20 protein-coding genes and 1 riboswitch are annotated in these 18188 nt (G+C 35.5%); of the genes, 11 read left to right on the top strand and 9 right to left on the bottom strand.

All coding sequences use genetic code 11. The features are described from left to right. Positions 1–329: 329 nt before the first annotated feature. Genes KQI49_RS09765 through KQI49_RS09775 form a run of 3 tightly spaced genes read right to left on the bottom strand, consistent with a single transcriptional unit; the run spans position 330 to position 3069 of the window. Entirely contained in the window at positions 330–740 is a 411-nt protein-coding gene (locus tag KQI49_RS09765; RefSeq protein ID WP_216488458.1) for a YwpF-like family protein, read from the bottom strand. 26 nt (positions 741–766) lie between these two features. After that, positions 767–1789 carry a GTP 3',8-cyclase MoaA gene (gene moaA, locus KQI49_RS09770; RefSeq protein WP_216488460.1) on the bottom strand — a complete coding sequence of 341 codons (1023 nt, stop codon included), beginning with the start codon at positions 1787–1789 and terminating at the stop codon, positions 767–769. Between the two features lie 14 nt (positions 1790–1803). Continuing rightward, positions 1804–3069, bottom strand: a complete 1266-nt coding sequence (locus KQI49_RS09775) for a molybdopterin molybdotransferase MoeA (RefSeq protein WP_216488462.1) — start codon at positions 3067–3069, stop codon at positions 1804–1806. Between the two features lie 208 nt (positions 3070–3277). On the opposite strand from KQI49_RS09775, the gene KQI49_RS09780 reads away from it, so the two are divergent. The 8 genes from KQI49_RS09780 to KQI49_RS09815 all read left to right on the top strand — a co-directional run bounded on the left by KQI49_RS09780 (position 3278) and on the right by KQI49_RS09815 (position 8438). After that, the gene (locus KQI49_RS09780) at positions 3278–3484 is read left to right on the top strand and encodes a DUF1657 domain-containing protein (RefSeq protein WP_216488464.1); all 207 of its coding nucleotides are present in this window, start codon (positions 3278–3280) and stop codon (positions 3482–3484) included. Between the two features lie 240 nt (positions 3485–3724). Then, positions 3725–4186, top strand: a complete 462-nt coding sequence (locus tag KQI49_RS09785) for a YhcN/YlaJ family sporulation lipoprotein (RefSeq protein WP_216488466.1) — start codon at positions 3725–3727, stop codon at positions 4184–4186. Positions 4187–4204: 18 nt separating this feature from the next. Beyond that, positions 4205–4684, top strand: coding sequence for a stage V sporulation protein AC (spoVAC, locus tag KQI49_RS09790; protein WP_216488468.1), 480 nt, complete (start codon positions 4205–4207; stop codon positions 4682–4684). Continuing rightward, entirely contained in the window at positions 4684–5700 is a 1017-nt protein-coding gene (gene spoVAD, locus KQI49_RS09795; protein WP_216488470.1) for a stage V sporulation protein AD, read from the top strand. Before spoVAC ends, spoVAD begins: the two co-directional genes overlap by 1 nt. Beyond that, positions 5697–6050 carry a stage V sporulation protein AE gene (spoVAE, locus tag KQI49_RS09800; RefSeq protein ID WP_216488472.1) on the top strand — a complete coding sequence of 118 codons (354 nt, stop codon included), beginning with the start codon at positions 5697–5699 and terminating at the stop codon, positions 6048–6050. The genes spoVAD and spoVAE overlap by 4 nt, the downstream gene beginning before the upstream one ends. A gap of 11 nt (positions 6051–6061) precedes the next feature. After that, positions 6062–6262 (top strand): DUF1657 domain-containing protein, encoded by a 201-nt coding sequence (locus tag KQI49_RS09805; RefSeq protein ID WP_216488474.1) that lies wholly within the window; start codon positions 6062–6064, stop codon positions 6260–6262. Positions 6263–6279: 17 nt separating this feature from the next. Beyond that, the gene (locus KQI49_RS09810) at positions 6280–7137 is read left to right on the top strand and encodes a DUF421 domain-containing protein (RefSeq protein ID WP_216488476.1); all 858 of its coding nucleotides are present in this window, start codon (positions 6280–6282) and stop codon (positions 7135–7137) included. Between the two features lie 74 nt (positions 7138–7211). Continuing rightward, a complete protein-coding gene (locus tag KQI49_RS09815) occupies positions 7212–8438 on the top strand; it encodes a dicarboxylate/amino acid:cation symporter (protein WP_216488478.1) in 1227 nt (408 codons plus the stop codon). Positions 8439–8637: 199 nt separating this feature from the next. On the opposite strand, the gene KQI49_RS09820 is transcribed toward KQI49_RS09815, so the two are convergent. From KQI49_RS09820 to KQI49_RS09845, 6 genes are all read right to left on the bottom strand, one after another. Continuing rightward, positions 8638–9621, bottom strand: coding sequence for a zinc-binding dehydrogenase (locus tag KQI49_RS09820; protein ID WP_216488480.1), 984 nt, complete (start codon positions 9619–9621; stop codon positions 8638–8640). Between the two features lie 448 nt (positions 9622–10069). Then, positions 10070–10648, bottom strand: coding sequence for an energy-coupled thiamine transporter ThiT (thiT, locus tag KQI49_RS09825; RefSeq protein ID WP_216488486.1), 579 nt, complete (start codon positions 10646–10648; stop codon positions 10070–10072). A gap of 99 nt (positions 10649–10747) precedes the next feature. Beyond that, positions 10748–10848: riboswitch (TPP riboswitch) on the bottom strand. A gap of 94 nt (positions 10849–10942) precedes the next feature. Beyond that, positions 10943–12073, bottom strand: coding sequence for a tetratricopeptide repeat protein (locus tag KQI49_RS09830; RefSeq protein ID WP_216488488.1), 1131 nt, complete (start codon positions 12071–12073; stop codon positions 10943–10945). A 65-nt stretch (positions 12074–12138) separates the two neighbouring features. After that, on the bottom strand, positions 12139–12996 hold the full coding sequence (locus KQI49_RS09835) for a VanW family protein (protein WP_216488490.1): 858 nt from the start codon (positions 12994–12996) through the stop codon (positions 12139–12141). Between the two features lie 114 nt (positions 12997–13110). Then, positions 13111–13365, bottom strand: coding sequence for a hypothetical protein (locus KQI49_RS09840; RefSeq protein ID WP_216488492.1), 255 nt, complete (start codon positions 13363–13365; stop codon positions 13111–13113). Positions 13366–13739: 374 nt separating this feature from the next. Continuing rightward, positions 13740–14948 (bottom strand): NAD(P)/FAD-dependent oxidoreductase, encoded by a 1209-nt coding sequence (locus tag KQI49_RS09845; RefSeq protein WP_216488494.1) that lies wholly within the window; start codon positions 14946–14948, stop codon positions 13740–13742. Positions 14949–15169: 221 nt separating this feature from the next. On the opposite strand from KQI49_RS09845, the gene KQI49_RS09850 reads away from it, so the two are divergent. The 3 genes from KQI49_RS09850 (at position 15170) to KQI49_RS09860 (ending at position 18178) form a co-directional block, all read left to right on the top strand. Then, complete coding sequence (locus KQI49_RS09850) at positions 15170–15829, top strand: DNA-3-methyladenine glycosylase family protein (protein WP_216488497.1); 660 nt, start codon at positions 15170–15172, stop codon at positions 15827–15829. Between the two features lie 135 nt (positions 15830–15964). Next, positions 15965–16459 (top strand): AMP-binding enzyme, encoded by a 495-nt coding sequence (locus tag KQI49_RS09855; protein WP_216488499.1) that lies wholly within the window; start codon positions 15965–15967, stop codon positions 16457–16459. Between the two features lie 123 nt (positions 16460–16582). After that, positions 16583–18178 (top strand): amidohydrolase, encoded by a 1596-nt coding sequence (locus KQI49_RS09860; RefSeq protein WP_216488501.1) that lies wholly within the window; start codon positions 16583–16585, stop codon positions 18176–18178. Positions 18179–18188: the final 10 nt, after the last annotated feature.

Consider the following 18188-nt stretch of genomic DNA (forward strand, 5'->3'; position numbering starts at 1 on the left):
GAACTACTTTCCATTTAAAGTCGGGTGAATAATATGGATTTGCCAATGAATACCTCTCCTTTTGAATAGTTGTTTTTTTATTTTTTAACTGTCTACTCAAAAGGGAGCATATCAAAGCGTAGCGTATTTCCGTAGCGATGGTTTACCTCATTCTTTTAATAGATAGTGTTAAATTACCACACAGTTTATGAATTTCGTGTATAAACAGCTTTCTTTATCAGTCAACGAAAAACCATAGTTCGATTGCCACGCTTAACGTATTGTCTGGAAAATGATTAGAGGAACTATAAGCAAAATCTCGTTTACTATGCGAAAGTTGAATTTATTAATTACACAAGTTCTTTGAAACGCTTAAGCAGCTCCTCGCCTTGGTAACCTTTAGTGATGAGATTACTTAATAAATCTTCTACCATACTTTTACGCCTATCAACCATTTCTCCAATTAATAGTACATTCATAAAGTCTCCAATGTCATTTAACCCTAAAATTCGACTGTTTAAAGTAACAGGTGCATTACTCTCTTTGGTTATTTTAACTTCTATCGTCGTTTGTTCGTTATTATCTTTTAACTGTTGAAATAAATCTTTATGTTGTTTATCTAAATATACTTCCGTTAACCATTGACCTTCTTCATCTTCTCGATTAATCATCAATCCGTCAATAAATTCAATAGGGTGTTTTTTTATTTCTTCTTGTTCATACAGTAGAATAGATAAAGAATTTAGTTTAAATGTTTTCATTACCGGTCATCTCCTACTGACAATGATTAGCCACCTATATAAGACATTTCAATTTTTTCACGGTTATCATGTTTTCGTTCAGCCCTCTCATCTGAATAGCGATCTTTTCGACCAGCCCAGAGAGAAACTAATTCTTCAGTTAGCTCTTCTTCGCTTAATCCCCCACGTATTTTTTGTTTAATATCAAATCCACTGGAAGCAAATAAACAGGTATAAAGCTTACCATCTGCTGACAGTCTTAGTCTTGTGCATGTACCACAGAACGAATCAGATACGGATGATATAACACCTATTTCACCTTCACCATCAATGTATTTATACCTGGAAGCTACTTCTCCATAATAATTTTCTTCAGCAGGTTCGAGTGGCATTTTCTCATTGATTCGGTCTACAATTTGTTTTTTTGTAATAACATTGTTTAGATCCCACCCATTATGGTTACCGACATCCATAAATTCAATAAATCGTAATATAACATCCTTATCCTTGAAATAGCGTGCTAGTGGAACAATCTGACTTTCATTCATCCCTTTTTTAACAACGGAATTCACTTTAACTTCTAAACCCGCTTTCTGAGCTGCTTCAATTCCCTTAAGAGCTGGGAGCGTCCCAACGTTACGACCATTTATTTTTTTAAACACGTCATCTTCTATCGCATCTAAACTAATATTCACACGTTTTAAGCCTGCATCTTTTAAAGCTTGGGCTTTTCTAGGTAATAGAAACGCATTCGTCGTTAATCCGATATCTGCAATACCCTCGATTTTTGTCAATTTTTGAATCAACTGTTCTAGATCTTTCCGCATTAAAGGCTCGCCACCCGTTAAGCGAATTTTTTGGACCCCTAAGCTAGCAAATTTTTCTGCTAAGCGAGTAATTTCTTCAAAACTTAATAGTTCACTTTTAGGTAAGAAAACGTAATCATCTCCAAAAACCTCTTTAGGCATACAATATGTACACCTTAAGTTACATTTATCAGTAACTGAAATTCGTAAATCCCTTAAAGGTCTTCCAAAATGATCCTTAATCGGCTCTATATGCTTAGTCATCTTGTTCACTCCTTTTAAAAGTTTGCTTGACCCTCAAATTCATTTAATAATAAGACATCAACCAAATCGCCTGAACGATACTCTTCAGTTCCACCGGGCAAAACCATAAGTGATGTGGAATGTGCTAAGGAACTTACCACATTTGATTTGTCTTTACCCGCCAAATGAACTCTTAAATCTCCATCAGAATCATAAGTCACATAAGTTCTTACAAATCTCGTAAAAGGATTCGCCTTTGGAAAGTCCATTGCCATCTTAGCTTTTGTACGCGTAAGGTAAGGATTTTTATTATATAAATTATACTGAATGATTGGTCTTGCAAATAATTCAAACCCAACATAACAAGCGGACGGATTGCCAGACAAACCAAATAAAAGTTTGTTGTCTAAAATGGCAACAGTTGTTACACTGCCAGGTCTCATTGCAATTTTATTAAATAAAACATCAGCCCCTAACTCTTTATAAATGTCAGGTAATAAGTCAAAATCCCCAACAGAAACACCGCCTGTCGTTATTAAGAAGTCTACTTGACTCAAGGCTTTTTGAACCATTTCCATACTGGGATTAAATTCGTCTGCCAACTTCCCATAATAAATATAGTCGCCACCTGCTCGTTTGACTTGCGATGCAACCATGTAAGCATTAGAATTACGGATTTTTCCTGGTTCCAAAGGTTCATCAACTTCAAGCAATTCTGTTCCTGTCGCAAGAATACCTACAATAGGTTTTTTTACAACTGATACTTCACTATAACCAAATGTGGCCATCACCGCTTTGACTCCAGGATTAATTAAAGTACCTTCTTCAACTAATACGTCTCCTTTCCTTACTTCAGAACCCGTCTCAATAATATTTTGATTTTTTTTCATTTTATGTGTCAGAGTCATATATACTTTATCGTTTTCTTCGTAAGTGTTGCAATTTTCTAACATAGCAACGCAATCAGCTCCAACAGGGATTTGTGCTCCGGTCATAATTCGAGTGGCCTGCCCTGTCTTTATTTCCTTATCCGGTAAAATACCTGCGCCTATATGTTCCACTATTTCAAAAGTTACAGGATTATCTGAATCAGCATCTTTGGTATCTTTTGCACGAAAAGCAAATCCATCATAAGGTGATTTATCAAATGAAGGCACATCATTTGTGGCTATGATTGGTTCGGCAAGTCTCCTGTTATCACTTTCAATAAGAGAAACTCTTTCCTCTTCACCAAGCAAACGATGTTCCATAACTAACTTTACAGCGTCTTCTACTGGAATCGGTTTTCTTATTTGCATCAAATCATCCAACCTTTCACAACTGTGTATATACTATTAAGTCTAACAAACTTAGAAAAAAAATGATATTTTACCCTCTCAAAGTTCATTAAAGTGTAAAAACATTATGTCGTTTTTAAGTATTCGTGACGTGAAGGAAAAAAATAGTACGTATAAATACAGCTAAAAATTAAAAATATAAGACGTGAATAGCAAAGGAGGGTGTGTTTTTATGACTGTGGGATCTCAAGTTAAACAAACAATTGCAGGTTTAAAAAGTGCCCAAGCAAGCTTTGAACAGTTTGCATTACAAACAGAGAACAAACAAGCAAAAAAGTTATATGAAGACGCAGCTAAACAAACAATGAGTATTTTGGAATCAGTTCAACCCCGAGTCCAAGAAATAGAACAGGAAGAACCCCAATATAAAGGGTTTTAAAGAACAAAAGCGAAAGCGACTGGTCAGCCCCGACAAGCTTAAGCAAGAAATCGAAGTGGAGACTTTTACCACGTAGAGTTATTGCTTAAGATCTCGAGGGGCTAGGCGACAAAAGCGCTGGGCACCAGCAATATATAAGCTGGAGATGGCCAAGTTTATTCTAAGTAAAAATAAAACAAGGGGGTGAAACTTGTATTGTTTTCACCCTCCCTCAAAATGTCTAATAACTAGGTGAATATCATGAATCGAAAAAAACTGTCCGTATTAATCCTTTTGATAATTACAATGATAGCATGTAGTTCTCAGCCTAACACTTTGGAAGATAAAAATAATACAGAAGTAGAAATGACTAAAATTAATAATCCAACTTCGTTCAATCAAGATATTTCTAATCAAGCGAAAGAATATGTAAGTAAAGATAAAAACATAACCAACGTTTATGCAGTTAATACTGAAAAAAAACTTGTAGTCGCAATAGAAATCCCTCATATGAAACGATTTCAACTACAAAAAATTGAAGACAAATCAAAGAAAAAAATTAAAGAAGAATTTCCTGAAATGGATATAAATTTTTCAACTGATAAAAAAATTATCATAGAGCTAGAACAACTTGAACAGAAATTAAAAACAAATTCTTTAACAAAAAAAGAAATGGATAAAAAGATTAAAAAGATTATCAGTTTAATGAATGAAAAAACTTAAATGAAAAGGTGAACATATATGGCAGATAATAAAAAGAAAAACTTACCACCAGAAGCACAAAAATATCAAGCTTTCCAAAAACAAAGAGAAACGGAACGTCCAGTCTTTAAAAATTGTTTAAAAGCTTTCTTTGTGGGTGGTTTCATTTGTGTTATAGGTCAATTTATTTCCACCTTCTATATATACTTTTTTGATTTCACCGAACAAACTGCAGGTAATCCTACAGTGGCAACCCTTATATTTATAACGATGTTACTTACAGGATTTGGGCTTTATGATAAAATAGCTCAATTTGCTGGAGCTGGTACCGCTGTTCCCGTTACAGGGTTTGGTAATTCTGTGATTTCGTCTGCCATTGAACATCGTACGGAAGGGTTTGTCCTCGGAGTTGGGGGTAATATGTTCAAATTGGCCGGATCAGTTATATTATTCGGTGTTTTCTCAGCATTTATTATTGCTTTAATCAAAACGCTCCTTATTCAATGGGGGGTTTTATAATGCTACTTGGACACCGAACATGGATGTTTAACAATAATCCAGTCATCATTAATACAGGTACTGTCGGAGGTCCATTGGAAGCAGAGGGTAAAATACCTGAAGCATTTAATATCTTACATGATGACTTATGGCTGAAACAAAGTTCCTATGAAAAAGCTCAACAGATGATGATGGAGGAAGCGAGTCAATATGCTATTAAAAATAGTCCTATCAATAAAGAACAAGTTGATTTTTTTATAAGTGGCGACTTAATTAATCAAATCACTCCAACTACATTTGCAGCTAATTCAGTTGGCACTCCTTATTTAGGTCTGTTCAGCGCATGTGCTACGTCAATGGAAGGCCTCGCTTTAGCTGCATTTATTATAAATGGAAAAGGAGCTAATTATATTCTAACTGGAACAGCAAGCCATTATAGTGCGACTGAACGACAATTTCGTTATCCCACTGAATACGGTGGACAAAAACCACCCACTGCCCAATCGACTGTAACTGGAGCAGGTTGTGGTCTTGTAGCAAGAGAAGGTAATGGTCCTGTGGTTACATCAGCTACGATTGGTAAAGTGGTTGATATGGGTATGACCGATCCTTTTAATATGGGAGGAGCAATGGCACCAGCAGCAGTTGATACTATAATAGCCCACTTAAAAGAAAGAGATATCGATCCGTCATACTATGATTTAATCGTGACAGGTGATTTAGGGAAAGTTGGATGGAAAGTTTCCTTTGATTTGCTGAGGGAAAGAGGAATAAATGTAACTGAAGACCAATACCTAGATTGTGGAACGGCAATATATCATGATAGTCAAGGAGTTATGTCAGGGGCAAGTGGTACCGCTTCTTCCGCAGTAGGTATTTATGGACATTTTTTAAAGTTAATTGAAACCGGTAAAATAAAAAGATTACTTGCTGTTGCCACAGGAGCTCTACATTCTCCTCTTACGGTACAACAAAAAGCAAGTATCCCGTGTATTGCACACGCTGTATCAATTGAAGCAGGAAGTGATAAATTATGATTTTTCTTTGGGCATTTATCGTTGGGGGTCTAATTTGTGTGATTGGTCAAATCATGTTCGATGTATTTAAACTAACCCCAGGTCACACTTTAAGCACGTTAGTTGTTATAGGCGCAATTTTAGACGGATTTGGTTTATACCAACCCCTTATTGACTTTGCAGGAGCTGGAGCTACAGTTCCGATAACAAGTTTCGGAAATCAATTAGTACATGGTGCAATGGCGGAAGGTGAAGAACATGGGATCATTGGTGTTGTTACAGGCATGTTTGAAGTGACCAGTTCTGGAATCTCAGCGGCAATCGTGTTTGGAATGATTGGTGCGATATTGTTTAAACCAAAAGGTGATTAGGAGGTGAAAATATGACTGTCGGGTCAGAAGTCAGAACATGTTATGCCACAATAAAAAGCATTGAAGCAGAACTAAGCACGCTTGCTGTAGAAACTACTGATAATAAAGCAAAACAATCTTTAGAAAAAAGCATTCAAATCATGGAAGAAATTAAAGCTGATTTGGATAAGCAACTTATTATGCTTATCAATGAGGAACCACAATACAAATAGGAGAAAGGATAATATGTATGCCTAATTGGGGTATCGTTATTCTCAAGACTTTCACGTTAATTACATTATTGTTTTTAATGACGAAACTGCTTGGTAAAAGACAACTAGCACAGTTCACAATTTTTGAATATATTTCAGGAATCGTGTTAGGTGGCATTGTTGCTATTCATACAAGTACAATGAAATATACATTTACTTACGGTATCATCTCAATGTTTATATGGTTCATTATTACATTTGCTGTCGAACAATTCTCCTTAAAGAATAAATCTTTTCGTGACTTGTTCCAAGGAAAAAGCGCAGTACTTATCCAAAATGGAAAAATTATGGAAGATAACCTGAAAAAAGAAGGCTTTTCAAGTGATGATCTGCTTGAGCACCTTCGTTATAAAGATATTTTTAATGTGGCTGATGTGGAATTTGCTGTATTAGAACCTTCAGGGATGGTAAATGTACTTCCTAAAAAAGAGAGTCTTCCTCCCACTGCAAAAGATCTCGAATTAAAATTAGCACCTGCTAAAGAGCCGCAAACTGTAGTAATGGATGGCGAAGTCATGCTCGAAGGACTTGCTAATCTGTCACTTAATCCTACATGGTTAGAAATAGAGCTTGAGAAAATGAACGTCAGTATTGAAAACGTATTTCTTGGCCAAGTGGATCATCATGGACAACTAACAGTTGATTTATACGATGATAACATTGCTGTTCCAAGTCCAACGCAAAAACCCCTTCTTAAAGCACAAATGAAAAAATGCCAAGCAGATTTAGAACTCTTCGCTCTAGCAACCGAAAACGATCAATCAAAAAAAATGTATGACAAAAACAGTGAAAAATTACAACAAGCGATTGATTTGGTTAAGCCTTATTTAAAATGATTATGCTTTTTTATTAAACTGTTTTCGTGTAAAATAAACTTATTGTAACAACCTCACGAAAAGGACTGAACATAATGAAAAGTAAATTAAAAGCATATCGTTTTCCTATAATTCTATTATTTTCAATTTTTATTGGCTCAATTATAGGATTAATTTTTGGAGAGAAAGCGGAAATTATTAAACCTCTTGGAGATGTTTTTCTTAACTTACTGTTTATGGTTGTTATCCCCCTTGTTTTTTTCACCATCGCTTCAGCTATCGCTAGCATGGATAGTATGAAACGATTAGGTAAAATCATGGGATCAATGATGACTGTTTTTATATTAACAGGACTGATTGCAGCTGTTGTCATGCTCGTCGCCACATTAATTTTTCCACCCGGAACAGGAGCTAACATCCCGATAGAAACACCTGATAATGTTGAGGAATTAACTTTAGCTGACCAGCTGGTTCAAACCTTTACAGTTTCTGATTTTGTAGATTTATTCTCACGTGAAAATATGCTAGCCCTCATCATCTTTTCTGTGTTAATTGGAGTCGCAACAGGGCTAACGGGTGAAAAAGGAAAACCTTTTGCGAAATTTTTAACAAGTGGTTCAGAAGTATTAATGAAATTAGTACAGCTCATTATGTACTATGCGCCTATCGGACTCGGTGCTTATTTTGCCTCTCTTATTGGTGAGTTCGGATCAGATTTAATTGGTGATTACGTTAAAGCAATTATTATTTATTATCCCGTTTCAATTTTATATTTCGTAATAGGTTTTACCCTTTATGCATTTTTGGCTGGTGGTAAAAAAGGTGTTAAACGTTTTTGGAAAAACGCTTTGTCACCTGCGGCAACATCGCTTGGGACAGGTAGCAGTATTGCTTCTCTCCCTGTAAACCTGCAAGCAGCAAAGAATATTGGTGTTCCAAAGGATATCCGTGAAACGGTTTTACCCCTCGGAGCCACGATTCATATGGACGGCTCTTGTCTCGCCGCAATGCTAAAAATTGCGTTTATATTTGGTGTGTTTAATATGGACTTCATGGGAATCGACACATTTTTAACAGCAATTGGAATCTGTTTGCTGTCAGGCATCGTCATGAGCGGGATTCCTGGCGGTGGATTTATGGGAGAAATGATGATCATCACCCTTTATGGTTTGCCTATCGAGGCTTTACCAATTATCTCTACCATTGGAGTACTTGTTGATCCGCCGGCTACTATGATTAACGTAACAGGCGATAACGTATCAAGTATGCTTGTTACAAGACATCTGGAAGGCAAAGACTGGATGGAAACAAAAGCTAAATAATATAGTCGTGAAAAATGATTCCAGGGAGGATAATAATGATACACTACCTGGAATGCGGTGCAAGAACAATTTCAGAGAGGATAATACTAATGCCCCCTACGTAATTATTAATCACGAGGGGGCTTACCAAGTCTCTGTAGAAAGCGTAGCGATTTTTAGCAACTTTGGAATATCACCTTCAGTCGTCAATCAGCTACTTTTAATGGTCAATTGTTAATGCTATCTTGCCGAATTGTTTATTTTCCTTTAGATAATCAAAAGCATCTTGTGCTTCTGTTAAGTTATAGACTCTATCGATTACTGGGTGAGTCTTGTACTGTTCTATGTGCTCAATCATTGCCTGAAGCTCTTGTTTACTACCCATTGTTGATCCAATTAATTGATACTGACCATAGAAGAAGTCACGCAAATTTAAGTTTATCGTATCCTCTGTTGTTGCACCAAATACAACCATTCTTCCGCCCTTTTTAAGAACTTTCAATGATCGATTAAATGTCGCACGCCCAACACTATCGATGACTAAATCAATCGTTTCATCTTTAAGTTCATCCAACCAATCCGAGTCAGTATTTAATGTCAAATCAGCACCCAGTTCTTTTGCTTGTTTAAGTTTAGCATCGTCTCTCGAGGTGACAATTACACGTGCTCCGATGTTTTTTGCAAAAGAGATCAAATAGGTAGCAACTCCACTCCCCGCTCCGGGAATGAATACAGTTTCCCCTTTTTTAATCTGACCTTTAGTAAACATTGCTCGATAGCCAGTAAGGGCCGATAAAGCAAGAACCCCTGCTTCTTTCCAAGATAAGTGTTTTGGTTTTGGTTCAAGTTGGTCAGCTGAAATCACAATTTTATTTGCAAAAGTCCCGTTATTAGGCATTCCAAGAATATCAAAGGATTCCGGTGGAGCAGGAGTTTCATCTTCCCACCTAAGAGATGGATTTATTATAACTTCATCCCCTACTTTCACATTGTCTACTCCTTCCCCAATAGAATCAATTATGCCTGCTCCATCAGACCCTAAAACGAGAGCCTCAGCTTTATCTCCTCTTCGATTTGGAATGTATAAATCACGACGATTTAATCCAGCAACCCGAAGGGAGACAACTACTTCACCTTGACTTGCTTGCGGTTCATCCACGTTCTTTAACTTTAATTGTCCATCTTCATGCACAAATGCCTGCATTTTATTCATCCTTTCTTTATTTCTATTATAATTTTCGGGTATTCAGAAAATAGTGTGGAAAATTTAATATTAAAAAATCGCCCCTCACGAAATATACTCGCTTTCCGTGGGGAAAGAAGAATTGTAGTTCATTCTTCGTCGCTGGTGAGCCTCATCTCCCACAAAGGTTTTTGGTGGGACGAAGCTTGCTGCAGTCCCAGGAGTGTCGCATATTCCATTCGCTATTAAAAGTTCCCTTTACAAATTCCACGTAAAAATCCGAATAGCCTAATTTTCTAAAATTGTTCTTTTATTTATCTTTACATATGATTATTATTTAGCAAGTTTTTTGTCTGGGTAATCTCAAATTTCTCGATAACACAAAAAGTCAGACGGTTTATATAAAACCATCTGACCTTTTTATATACACTATTTCTATCTATCTGTGAGCAGAAACTTCTATTTATTTTTAAGCAGCTGAACTTAATATGGTTCTTGGTTGTTTATAAAATAAATAATAAACGACAATCGTACTTAAGATAAATCCAGGTATTAAGTAAGTGCTATTATAGACCAATGAGTAAACCCACGCTGCCTGCCCTTCTGGCGCTGCATCACTAAAGAAAATAATTCCAGCAACAAAATGAGCGGTGAACCTAAGTGCTGTTCCAAACAGTACACCAAGCATAATATATATAAAACTCATCTTATTTTCACCTTGCTTAAACGACTGCTGAGCTGCATTAGCAAACACACCAGCAAATCCTAAGACCATAAATGCAAAACCATATTCAATGGCACCTTGCCAAAAATTAAGGATATAAGCATCTCCTACAGCAATCTGCAAAATCCCCCATAAAAACCCTGATAATAACCCACCCTTAAGCCCCCAGCGAAACGCAACAATAAAAATGGGAATCATTGCAAATGAAATCGAACCACCAGCGGGCCAGATTTTAAACTTTAAAAAAGGGATAATGTCTAAAACTAATGCTAAAGCTGTAAAGATTGCTACTTCAATTAAAAACAAAGTACGTTTTGAACTCAAGATAACTCCCCCCTATCTTTTTTCATACACACAAAAAAAGTAATGCCTAGGGGAGTTTCCTGATGGGAGTTCCGCTCACATTACTTAATATAAATATATCCATCAAAAAAACCACATCCCTACGCTAGTACTAACTAACAGGTTCAAAGGGTCTGAACAAATTGTTCACTCTCAGCCAGATGGCTCCCCCTGAGGCTTTATTTTCACTTTTTTTGTTACTTTTATCATACCATACCAACTATAAAACGGCAATTTGCGTATACTGCGTCATTCTGAGTCAAGCATATAAATTCACTAGTACGCCATATTTTTAACGAGTTTATCCTCAAAAAATCTCTTTTTCTTTTCATTTTTAGTTTGGTTAAAAAAAGATATAACATCAGCTAAAGCATTTTCAAGTAGCTCATGATCATTCGCTTTCTCAAGCAGTTCGATGGCTCGCTCATATGATTTACCAGCTTGAACATTATCTGCTGCTTTTTCGTGGGTAAGACAATAAGCATATTGCATGTAGATCATCCCAAGCGTACGTGCTGGATATTGAGGCTGTTTCATATAAGCTTCAATCGTTTGTTCATAATATGGAATAGCTTCTTCTAGTTTTGCCTGATTAAAATAGTAAAAAGCAAGTTCCGTTAATGCTTCAGCATGGGTTATACTATCTTCTAACGATGATCCTTTGATAATATCAAGAGCTTCTATTAAATGAGGATATGCTTGTTCTCCCATTTCATTGCCGGCATATGTTTTCGCTAGGCCGACAAGGCTATACACTTTTATATCGGACTGTTGATCATCTGCAAGTGCATTGGCCTGATGGAAATACTTAATCGCTTCTTCTGTCTCTTGTAAGGCTGAATACAACATACCAATTTTAAAAGTTAAATAAGTGAGCATATAGCTATCATCATTCATTTCTTCTGTTTCTTTATAATATCTTAAACCTTTTTGATAATATTTAATAGCTCGTTTATATTTCTGAAGATTTTCTTCAGCCTCTCCTAACACTAAATAACATCTTGTTAACATAAATAAATCCGGTGTTTTTTCGTTTTCTAAAACTTTAATGGCATCTGTCATTATCCTTCTAGAGAGTCGGTAATCACTCATAAAAGCAAGCTCAGCCAATTGGATTAACTGGCTAGTCTCTTTTGAGTTCAATTCATAATATAAACGGTCAATAATTTCTTTTGAAGCTTTATATTCACCTATCTCAGCATGACTAATAGCGTCGATTATATCCATGAGGTTCTTTAAATTTTTATCATTTGGAAATTGATTCACAGCAACTTTAGTTTTAGAAAGAACATTTGGATAATGTTCTCTTTTAAATTCTTGAATTATTTCCGCTAAAGTTTCTTTGTTTTCATCCGTTGTAACAGCTTCGATTAATTCATTCAAATCTAATATATTCATCGTCTCCATAGAATCAACTCCATACACTCTTTTTTTAACTAGTGTATCACTCAGCTAAAAAGAACTAAACTATTTCAACGGTGATAGGCATCATTTGATGAATAAAGAGTGACAATCACTTTGCCACCTTCAGTCTTAGCCCGAATTAATACTGGGTGACTATAATTATTTTTAAAAACGAAATCAGGCCCCCACCAACTCACTGTCGCGTCTTTACCAGGCGGGACATACGGAACACTACGACTATGTGAATAACGTTCTACTATTTCAATCCCTTTTAAATTGACGGCATTGAAGAGAGTTGATGATACTTGGCAAATGCCTCCACCTATATCTTCGGCTAATTCACCCTTAACAATCACTGGTGCCTTCTTATAACCTCTTTCCTTTGTTCGTTCACCCACGACGTTATTAAAAGAAAATTCTTCATACGGAAAAACAACATGATTGTTTATTGCTTTTACAGCCAGACGAATATTAATTGTTCTCTCTTTATTCGATTCTTTAAAATAAGTTTGATAACTTTCCAATTCATTTGATTTTATTTCTGATAAAAGTTCACTATCTACTTTTGGGAATGTATTTTTTTTAGGTAATTTTATTTTTTTGGATGATTGTCCATAAAAAGAATTCATAAAAATGGTGAGAAATTTAGATCGATTAAGCCTGGCACCTTGTTTTTCAGGGATAATCTGATCATTTTTATCCAGCGTGGCATTGACGGGTTTTTGATAAATCTCATTCTCTAATTTATCTAACAATAGATTAACTTTATCCCAATCTATAAACAGCTCATCTGTGTACGGTATAGTAAAATCATTATAAAAAATAGTTTCATTTATATCTTTTTCAGTAATAATTAACTTTTCTCCGGAAGCACTTATTGGTCCAACAAATATAAGTAGGACTAATATAAATATAACCCTAAACATAAAACAACCTCCTTGCTCTTAATTATAGTATTTATCGAATTACCAGAATCATGTATGAATCAAAGGAGGCTATTTTATTTTGATATATATATAAATAGGTGTCAGAGGAAAAAATCATACTAAATAAATAAACAAACCAATAAAAAACACAACTGTGAAAACACTATAGATAACAATTTGTAGTGGTACATCAGAAGATAATGAACGTTTTTCGTATTCCTCCGAGCGCTTGAGCTGATCTTCTAGGGTATCCCCTTCTTCTTCGTACTTTTTCATTTTATTTTCTTCTTGTTTAAAAATGAATAATGTCCAGACCAACGCGACAACAAATAAGATAAATGAAGCAATGATTAACCATGTTATATTCATTTTAATCATCCTTTCATGCTAATTTACAAGAAAATACAGCAATCACAGAACTTTATTATTAATGATTACACTATAATCATACTGTAAAACATACTAACTAACAGTGAGCTATATCACTTCATAGCAAACTTAAATCAAAGTTATAAAACAGTCTTACCTATTTTAGACAAAAAAACCATCCTGTTTTAAACAAGATGGTTTTTAATATAATCAAATTAACATTAAATTATCGAAAATCTCTTGAATCTTCCAACTTACGGCTAGCTACGATATACCCTATTAGTGAGGCTAGTCCCAAAAGTAAAAACGATCTTAATTTCATTCATGACCCCTCCTCTTTTCTGGAGATAAGCTAAATTAAAAAGCTTTTTATATTAAAACGGACGTACTTTTCCTTTTTTAAGTAAGAATTTCATACCACCAAGCATGTATAGTGAACGATTGTCTACTACTTTCTTCATTGTAGCGGCTGACTTACCGTACAATTTCTTACCATATACTGTCCCCATAGCATCAGATATACCAAGTGAAGCAACTGTTCCTTTGTCATCAAATACAAAGTTTTCTAATGGCTGGTTATGAAGAAGTGCTTTAATATTCTTAGCACATGTGATACCGTGCTGCGTTGCTGCTTGTGCCGTTGGTGGGAATGGGCGACCTTCTTTTTCATTCATGACCCATGCACAGTCACCAATGATAAAGATATTATCTTCACCTGGCGCTCTTAAGTCACCGTCGACAGTTACTTTACCTTTAGTCAATTCAAATCCAGAGTTGCTTAATACAGGGCTACCTGTAACTCCGCCTGTCCAAACGATGGTGCCAGCTTTAATTTCTTCATGATCGTCACCAACAACGAAACAATCTTCTTTACACTCTTGGATTTTCGCACCTAGTCTGAACTCAATACCACGGCTTTCAAGTGATTGTTTAGCATATTCGACCAATTCTTCATCAAAGCTTGGTAAAATCCTTGGAGCAGCTTCTACATTAATAATTTTGACCTTATAACGATCGATATCATATTTTTTACAAAGCTCTGGTACTTTTTCAGCTAACTCACCAACAAATTCAATGCCGGTAAAGCCAGATCCACCAACTAAAATAGTTAAATCGTCATCGTTTTTCTCTTCACTGTTTTTATATTTAACAAATTGATACTCGATATGGTCTCGGATCAACTGACTTGAGTCGATGTCTTGAATGAAGAATGCATTTTCTTCCATGCCTTTAATACCGAATGTATTTGTAACAAATCCTAAAGAGATGACCAAATAATCATATGTCAACTCACTATTTTCAAGGATCACACGGTTCTCGTCTCTTTTTACTTCTTCAACTGAATCATAAATCAAACGAACACGGTTCGGATTAAATACATCACTAAGCATTATACGTGCCTGGTTATGGTTAATCGTCCCGGCAGCTACTTCATGCAGCCATGTCGATTCATAGTGATAATTATGTTTATTTACTAGGACAATCTCTGCTTCTTCTGGTGATAGAGTTTGTGTTAATTTTCTTGCCGTCATCATGCCACCGTAGCCGGCACCTAATACGACAATTTTAGGTTTTGCGTTCATGAAATTTCCACCTTCCTTTTTTCTAACTATCTGTAACTGGAATCCTAAGGCAAGAGTAATATCTTAATTTTATAAATTGCATTCATACCCGGACACCTTTTTTCTCATATATATAATACCAAAGTTTTTTTAATTAATCTAATAAACGTTCAAAAATAAGACAAAAATCTCTGGAAATCTCATTAAAACTTTCTTATTCTATATATATAGGAGTGTTTAATATGTTTAAAAAGCGATATATTTCCCAAAGCGACCAATCAGTAGCTGAATTAGGAAACCGGGATCCTATTATGAAAAAGTTGATAAAATTAATTGGTGATTTAGAAGTAGAAACTAGACCAGATTTTTTCGAATCTTTAATTAGATCAATTATTGGTCAACAAATCTCTGTTCAAGCCGCTCATTCAATTTACCAAAGGTTACTCCAATTAACAGATAATCAATTAACGGTCGATAAGTTAGCTGAAATGACTCCGGAAGATTTACAATCAGCAGGCTTGTCAAAACCTAAAATCAAATACATCCAAGATTTAACTCAAAAAGTTTACAATGGTGACTTAAATTTAAAAAGTTTAACTCGACTCGACAATGAAACCGCCGTCAAAGAGCTGACAAAAATAAAAGGGATAGGCAAATGGACTGCTGAAGTGTTTCTCATATTCTCCTTGGAAAGAATGAATGTGTTAGCAATTGATGATATTGGATTACAACGGGGAGCAAAATGGCTTTATCAAGTAGATCAATCTGAAAGAAGAGATATACTGATAAAAAAAGAACCAACCTGGCATCCACACTTAACATTAGCATCGTTTTATCTATGGGAAGCTGTTCTCTTGAATTTTATAAATGATTATCAATCCATTGATGAAATAAATCACTAAAACAAAGCCCATGAGTTAAATTTTGTTCTTTAATTAAAATTTAGATAACTTTAATTAACCGCTTTCAATTATGATGTATTCTATGATATAATTTTGAATAATCCATCAACAACGTAAGAGAAAGAGGGTTTCCAAATGGTTGATACACAAGTGCGTATTGTTAATAAGTGTGGCAAAGATGTCACTAAAAATGGTAAGGAAATAGGAGAAATTATCGTCAAAGGTAAGGCAGTTACCAGCGAAGATTTAAATTTTTCTCAAGATGGCTGGCTTCATACTGGTGACCTAGGGACAATGGATGAAGAGGGTCGAATTAACGTGGTAAAAAGTAATCATGATATAAATGGAACGGAAGAAGAAATATCAACTTTTGATATTGAAACCGTTTTAACGCTGCACCCTGCTGTTGAAGAAGTTTCAGTTGTTCCACAACCTGATGAAGCATTAGGAGAGGTTGCCCACGCCTTCGTTGTTTTAACTGCGGGGTATAACGTAGATGAAGATGATTTAATTACGGATGTAAAAACTAAATTAGCACCTGAAGATCCTCCATTGAAAATTAATTTTATGGAGGAACTACCAAAAACTTCAAGTGGTAAGATTCTTAAAACGCAACTTGAAAACAAATAATGAAATATAATTAAAAAACCATACGTAAAATACAAATCCAGCATAGATAACTTGAATTGTTGTACAACAATTCAAGTTCATTTATTTTGAGGGGCTATTGAAAAAGAGTCAAGGAGGGAGTTAATGAAACAGCTTTTTATTAACGGTAATATACATACATTTAATCGGCTAATGCCGGTAGTAGAGTCAGTTGTTGTGGAAAATGGACGGATTATTGATCTCGGATCCACAGATGATATGCTTTTACAATGGGGGCGATCAGGACATCAAATTATTGACCTTGATGAAAAAACGGTTACACCCGGGCTAATTGATAGCCATCTACATTTATCAGGAATCGCAGGTAATTATCTTAATCTAGATTTAACCAGTTTAACTTCTAAGAAAGAACTTTTAAATAAATTAAAGGAAAAAGCCGACAAGCTTTCAGAACACGATTGGTTATTGGGCAGAGGATGGGATGAAAACCTTTTTACAGATGGTGATATACCAACAATTAAAGAACTTGACTTCGTAGCGCCCCACGTCCCTTTATTCCTGCCAAGAATATGTGGCCATGCTTTTTTAGTTAATTCAAAAGCGTTAGAAAGAGTCAATTACCACTCCAATATATCTGTACCTGAGGGTGGACTAATTGAGTTAGATAATCAGACTAAACAACCTACGGGCCTACTTCTAGAAACTGCTTCTACGCTCATAGAAAAACATATTCCGGAAGCCTCTTATGATGAAACAAAAAGAGCCATGCGAAAGGCCATTAAACTTGCCATTAGGAATGGACTAACAAGCGTTCACACAAATGATCCGCTTAACTTAGGAGGACTAACCTACACATACAACTTATTCGACGAGTTAATCAACCAAGAACAAATGCTATTAAGATGCAATCTATTGATTAATCATGAATTCATCGAGGAAATTAAAGATTTAGGATTTTATACAGGATTCGGAAATGATTCTCTAAAAATCGGTGCAATTAAAATATTTTCGGATGGGGCTCTCGGCCGAAGAACGGCCCATTTAAGTAAACCCTATTCTGATGAGACGTCCACATATGGTGAATCAATTTATAACGAGGAGACTCTATATAACATTATTAATAATACTCGACACTTACATATGCCTGTCGCTATACATACTATCGGTGACCAAGCATTAGAGAATGTACTTGATATATTGGATCAATTTCCTTTAACACCATATAGAGATCGTTTAATTCATGTGCAAGTTCTTCGTGAAGATTTAATTCAACGACTAGCGGAGCCAGGAAGATGTGCTGATATCCAACCTCGTTTTCTAGCTGGTGACTTCCCGTGGGTTCAAAATAGATTAGGTGATAAAAGAATGGAGAAATCCTACGCGTGGAAATCATTATTAGATGCTGGTGTGCTCTGCTCAGGCGGATCTGATGCCCCTGTAGAACCGGTAAATCCCTTACTAGGCATTCATGCAGCCGTAACAAGAAAACTTCCTAAGGAAATGCATAATGGCTATAATCAGCAAGAAAAATTATCCATATATGATGCCTTCAAATTGTTTACCGTTTTTGGTGCCTATCCAACAAACGAAGAAACCATTAAAGGCACAATTGAAAGAGGTAAATTGGCGGACATGACAGTTTACTCAAAGAATCCTTTTACGATGAAGGATCCTGATGATTTATTGAATTTAGACATTGACATGACTATTATTGGTGGAAAAGTAGCATATAGTAGGTGAAGCTACTAAC

Origin of the sequence: Virgibacillus sp. MSJ-26, from assembly GCF_018918075.1 — a bacterium.
Lineage (GTDB): Bacteria > Bacillota > Bacilli > Bacillales > Amphibacillaceae > MSJ-26.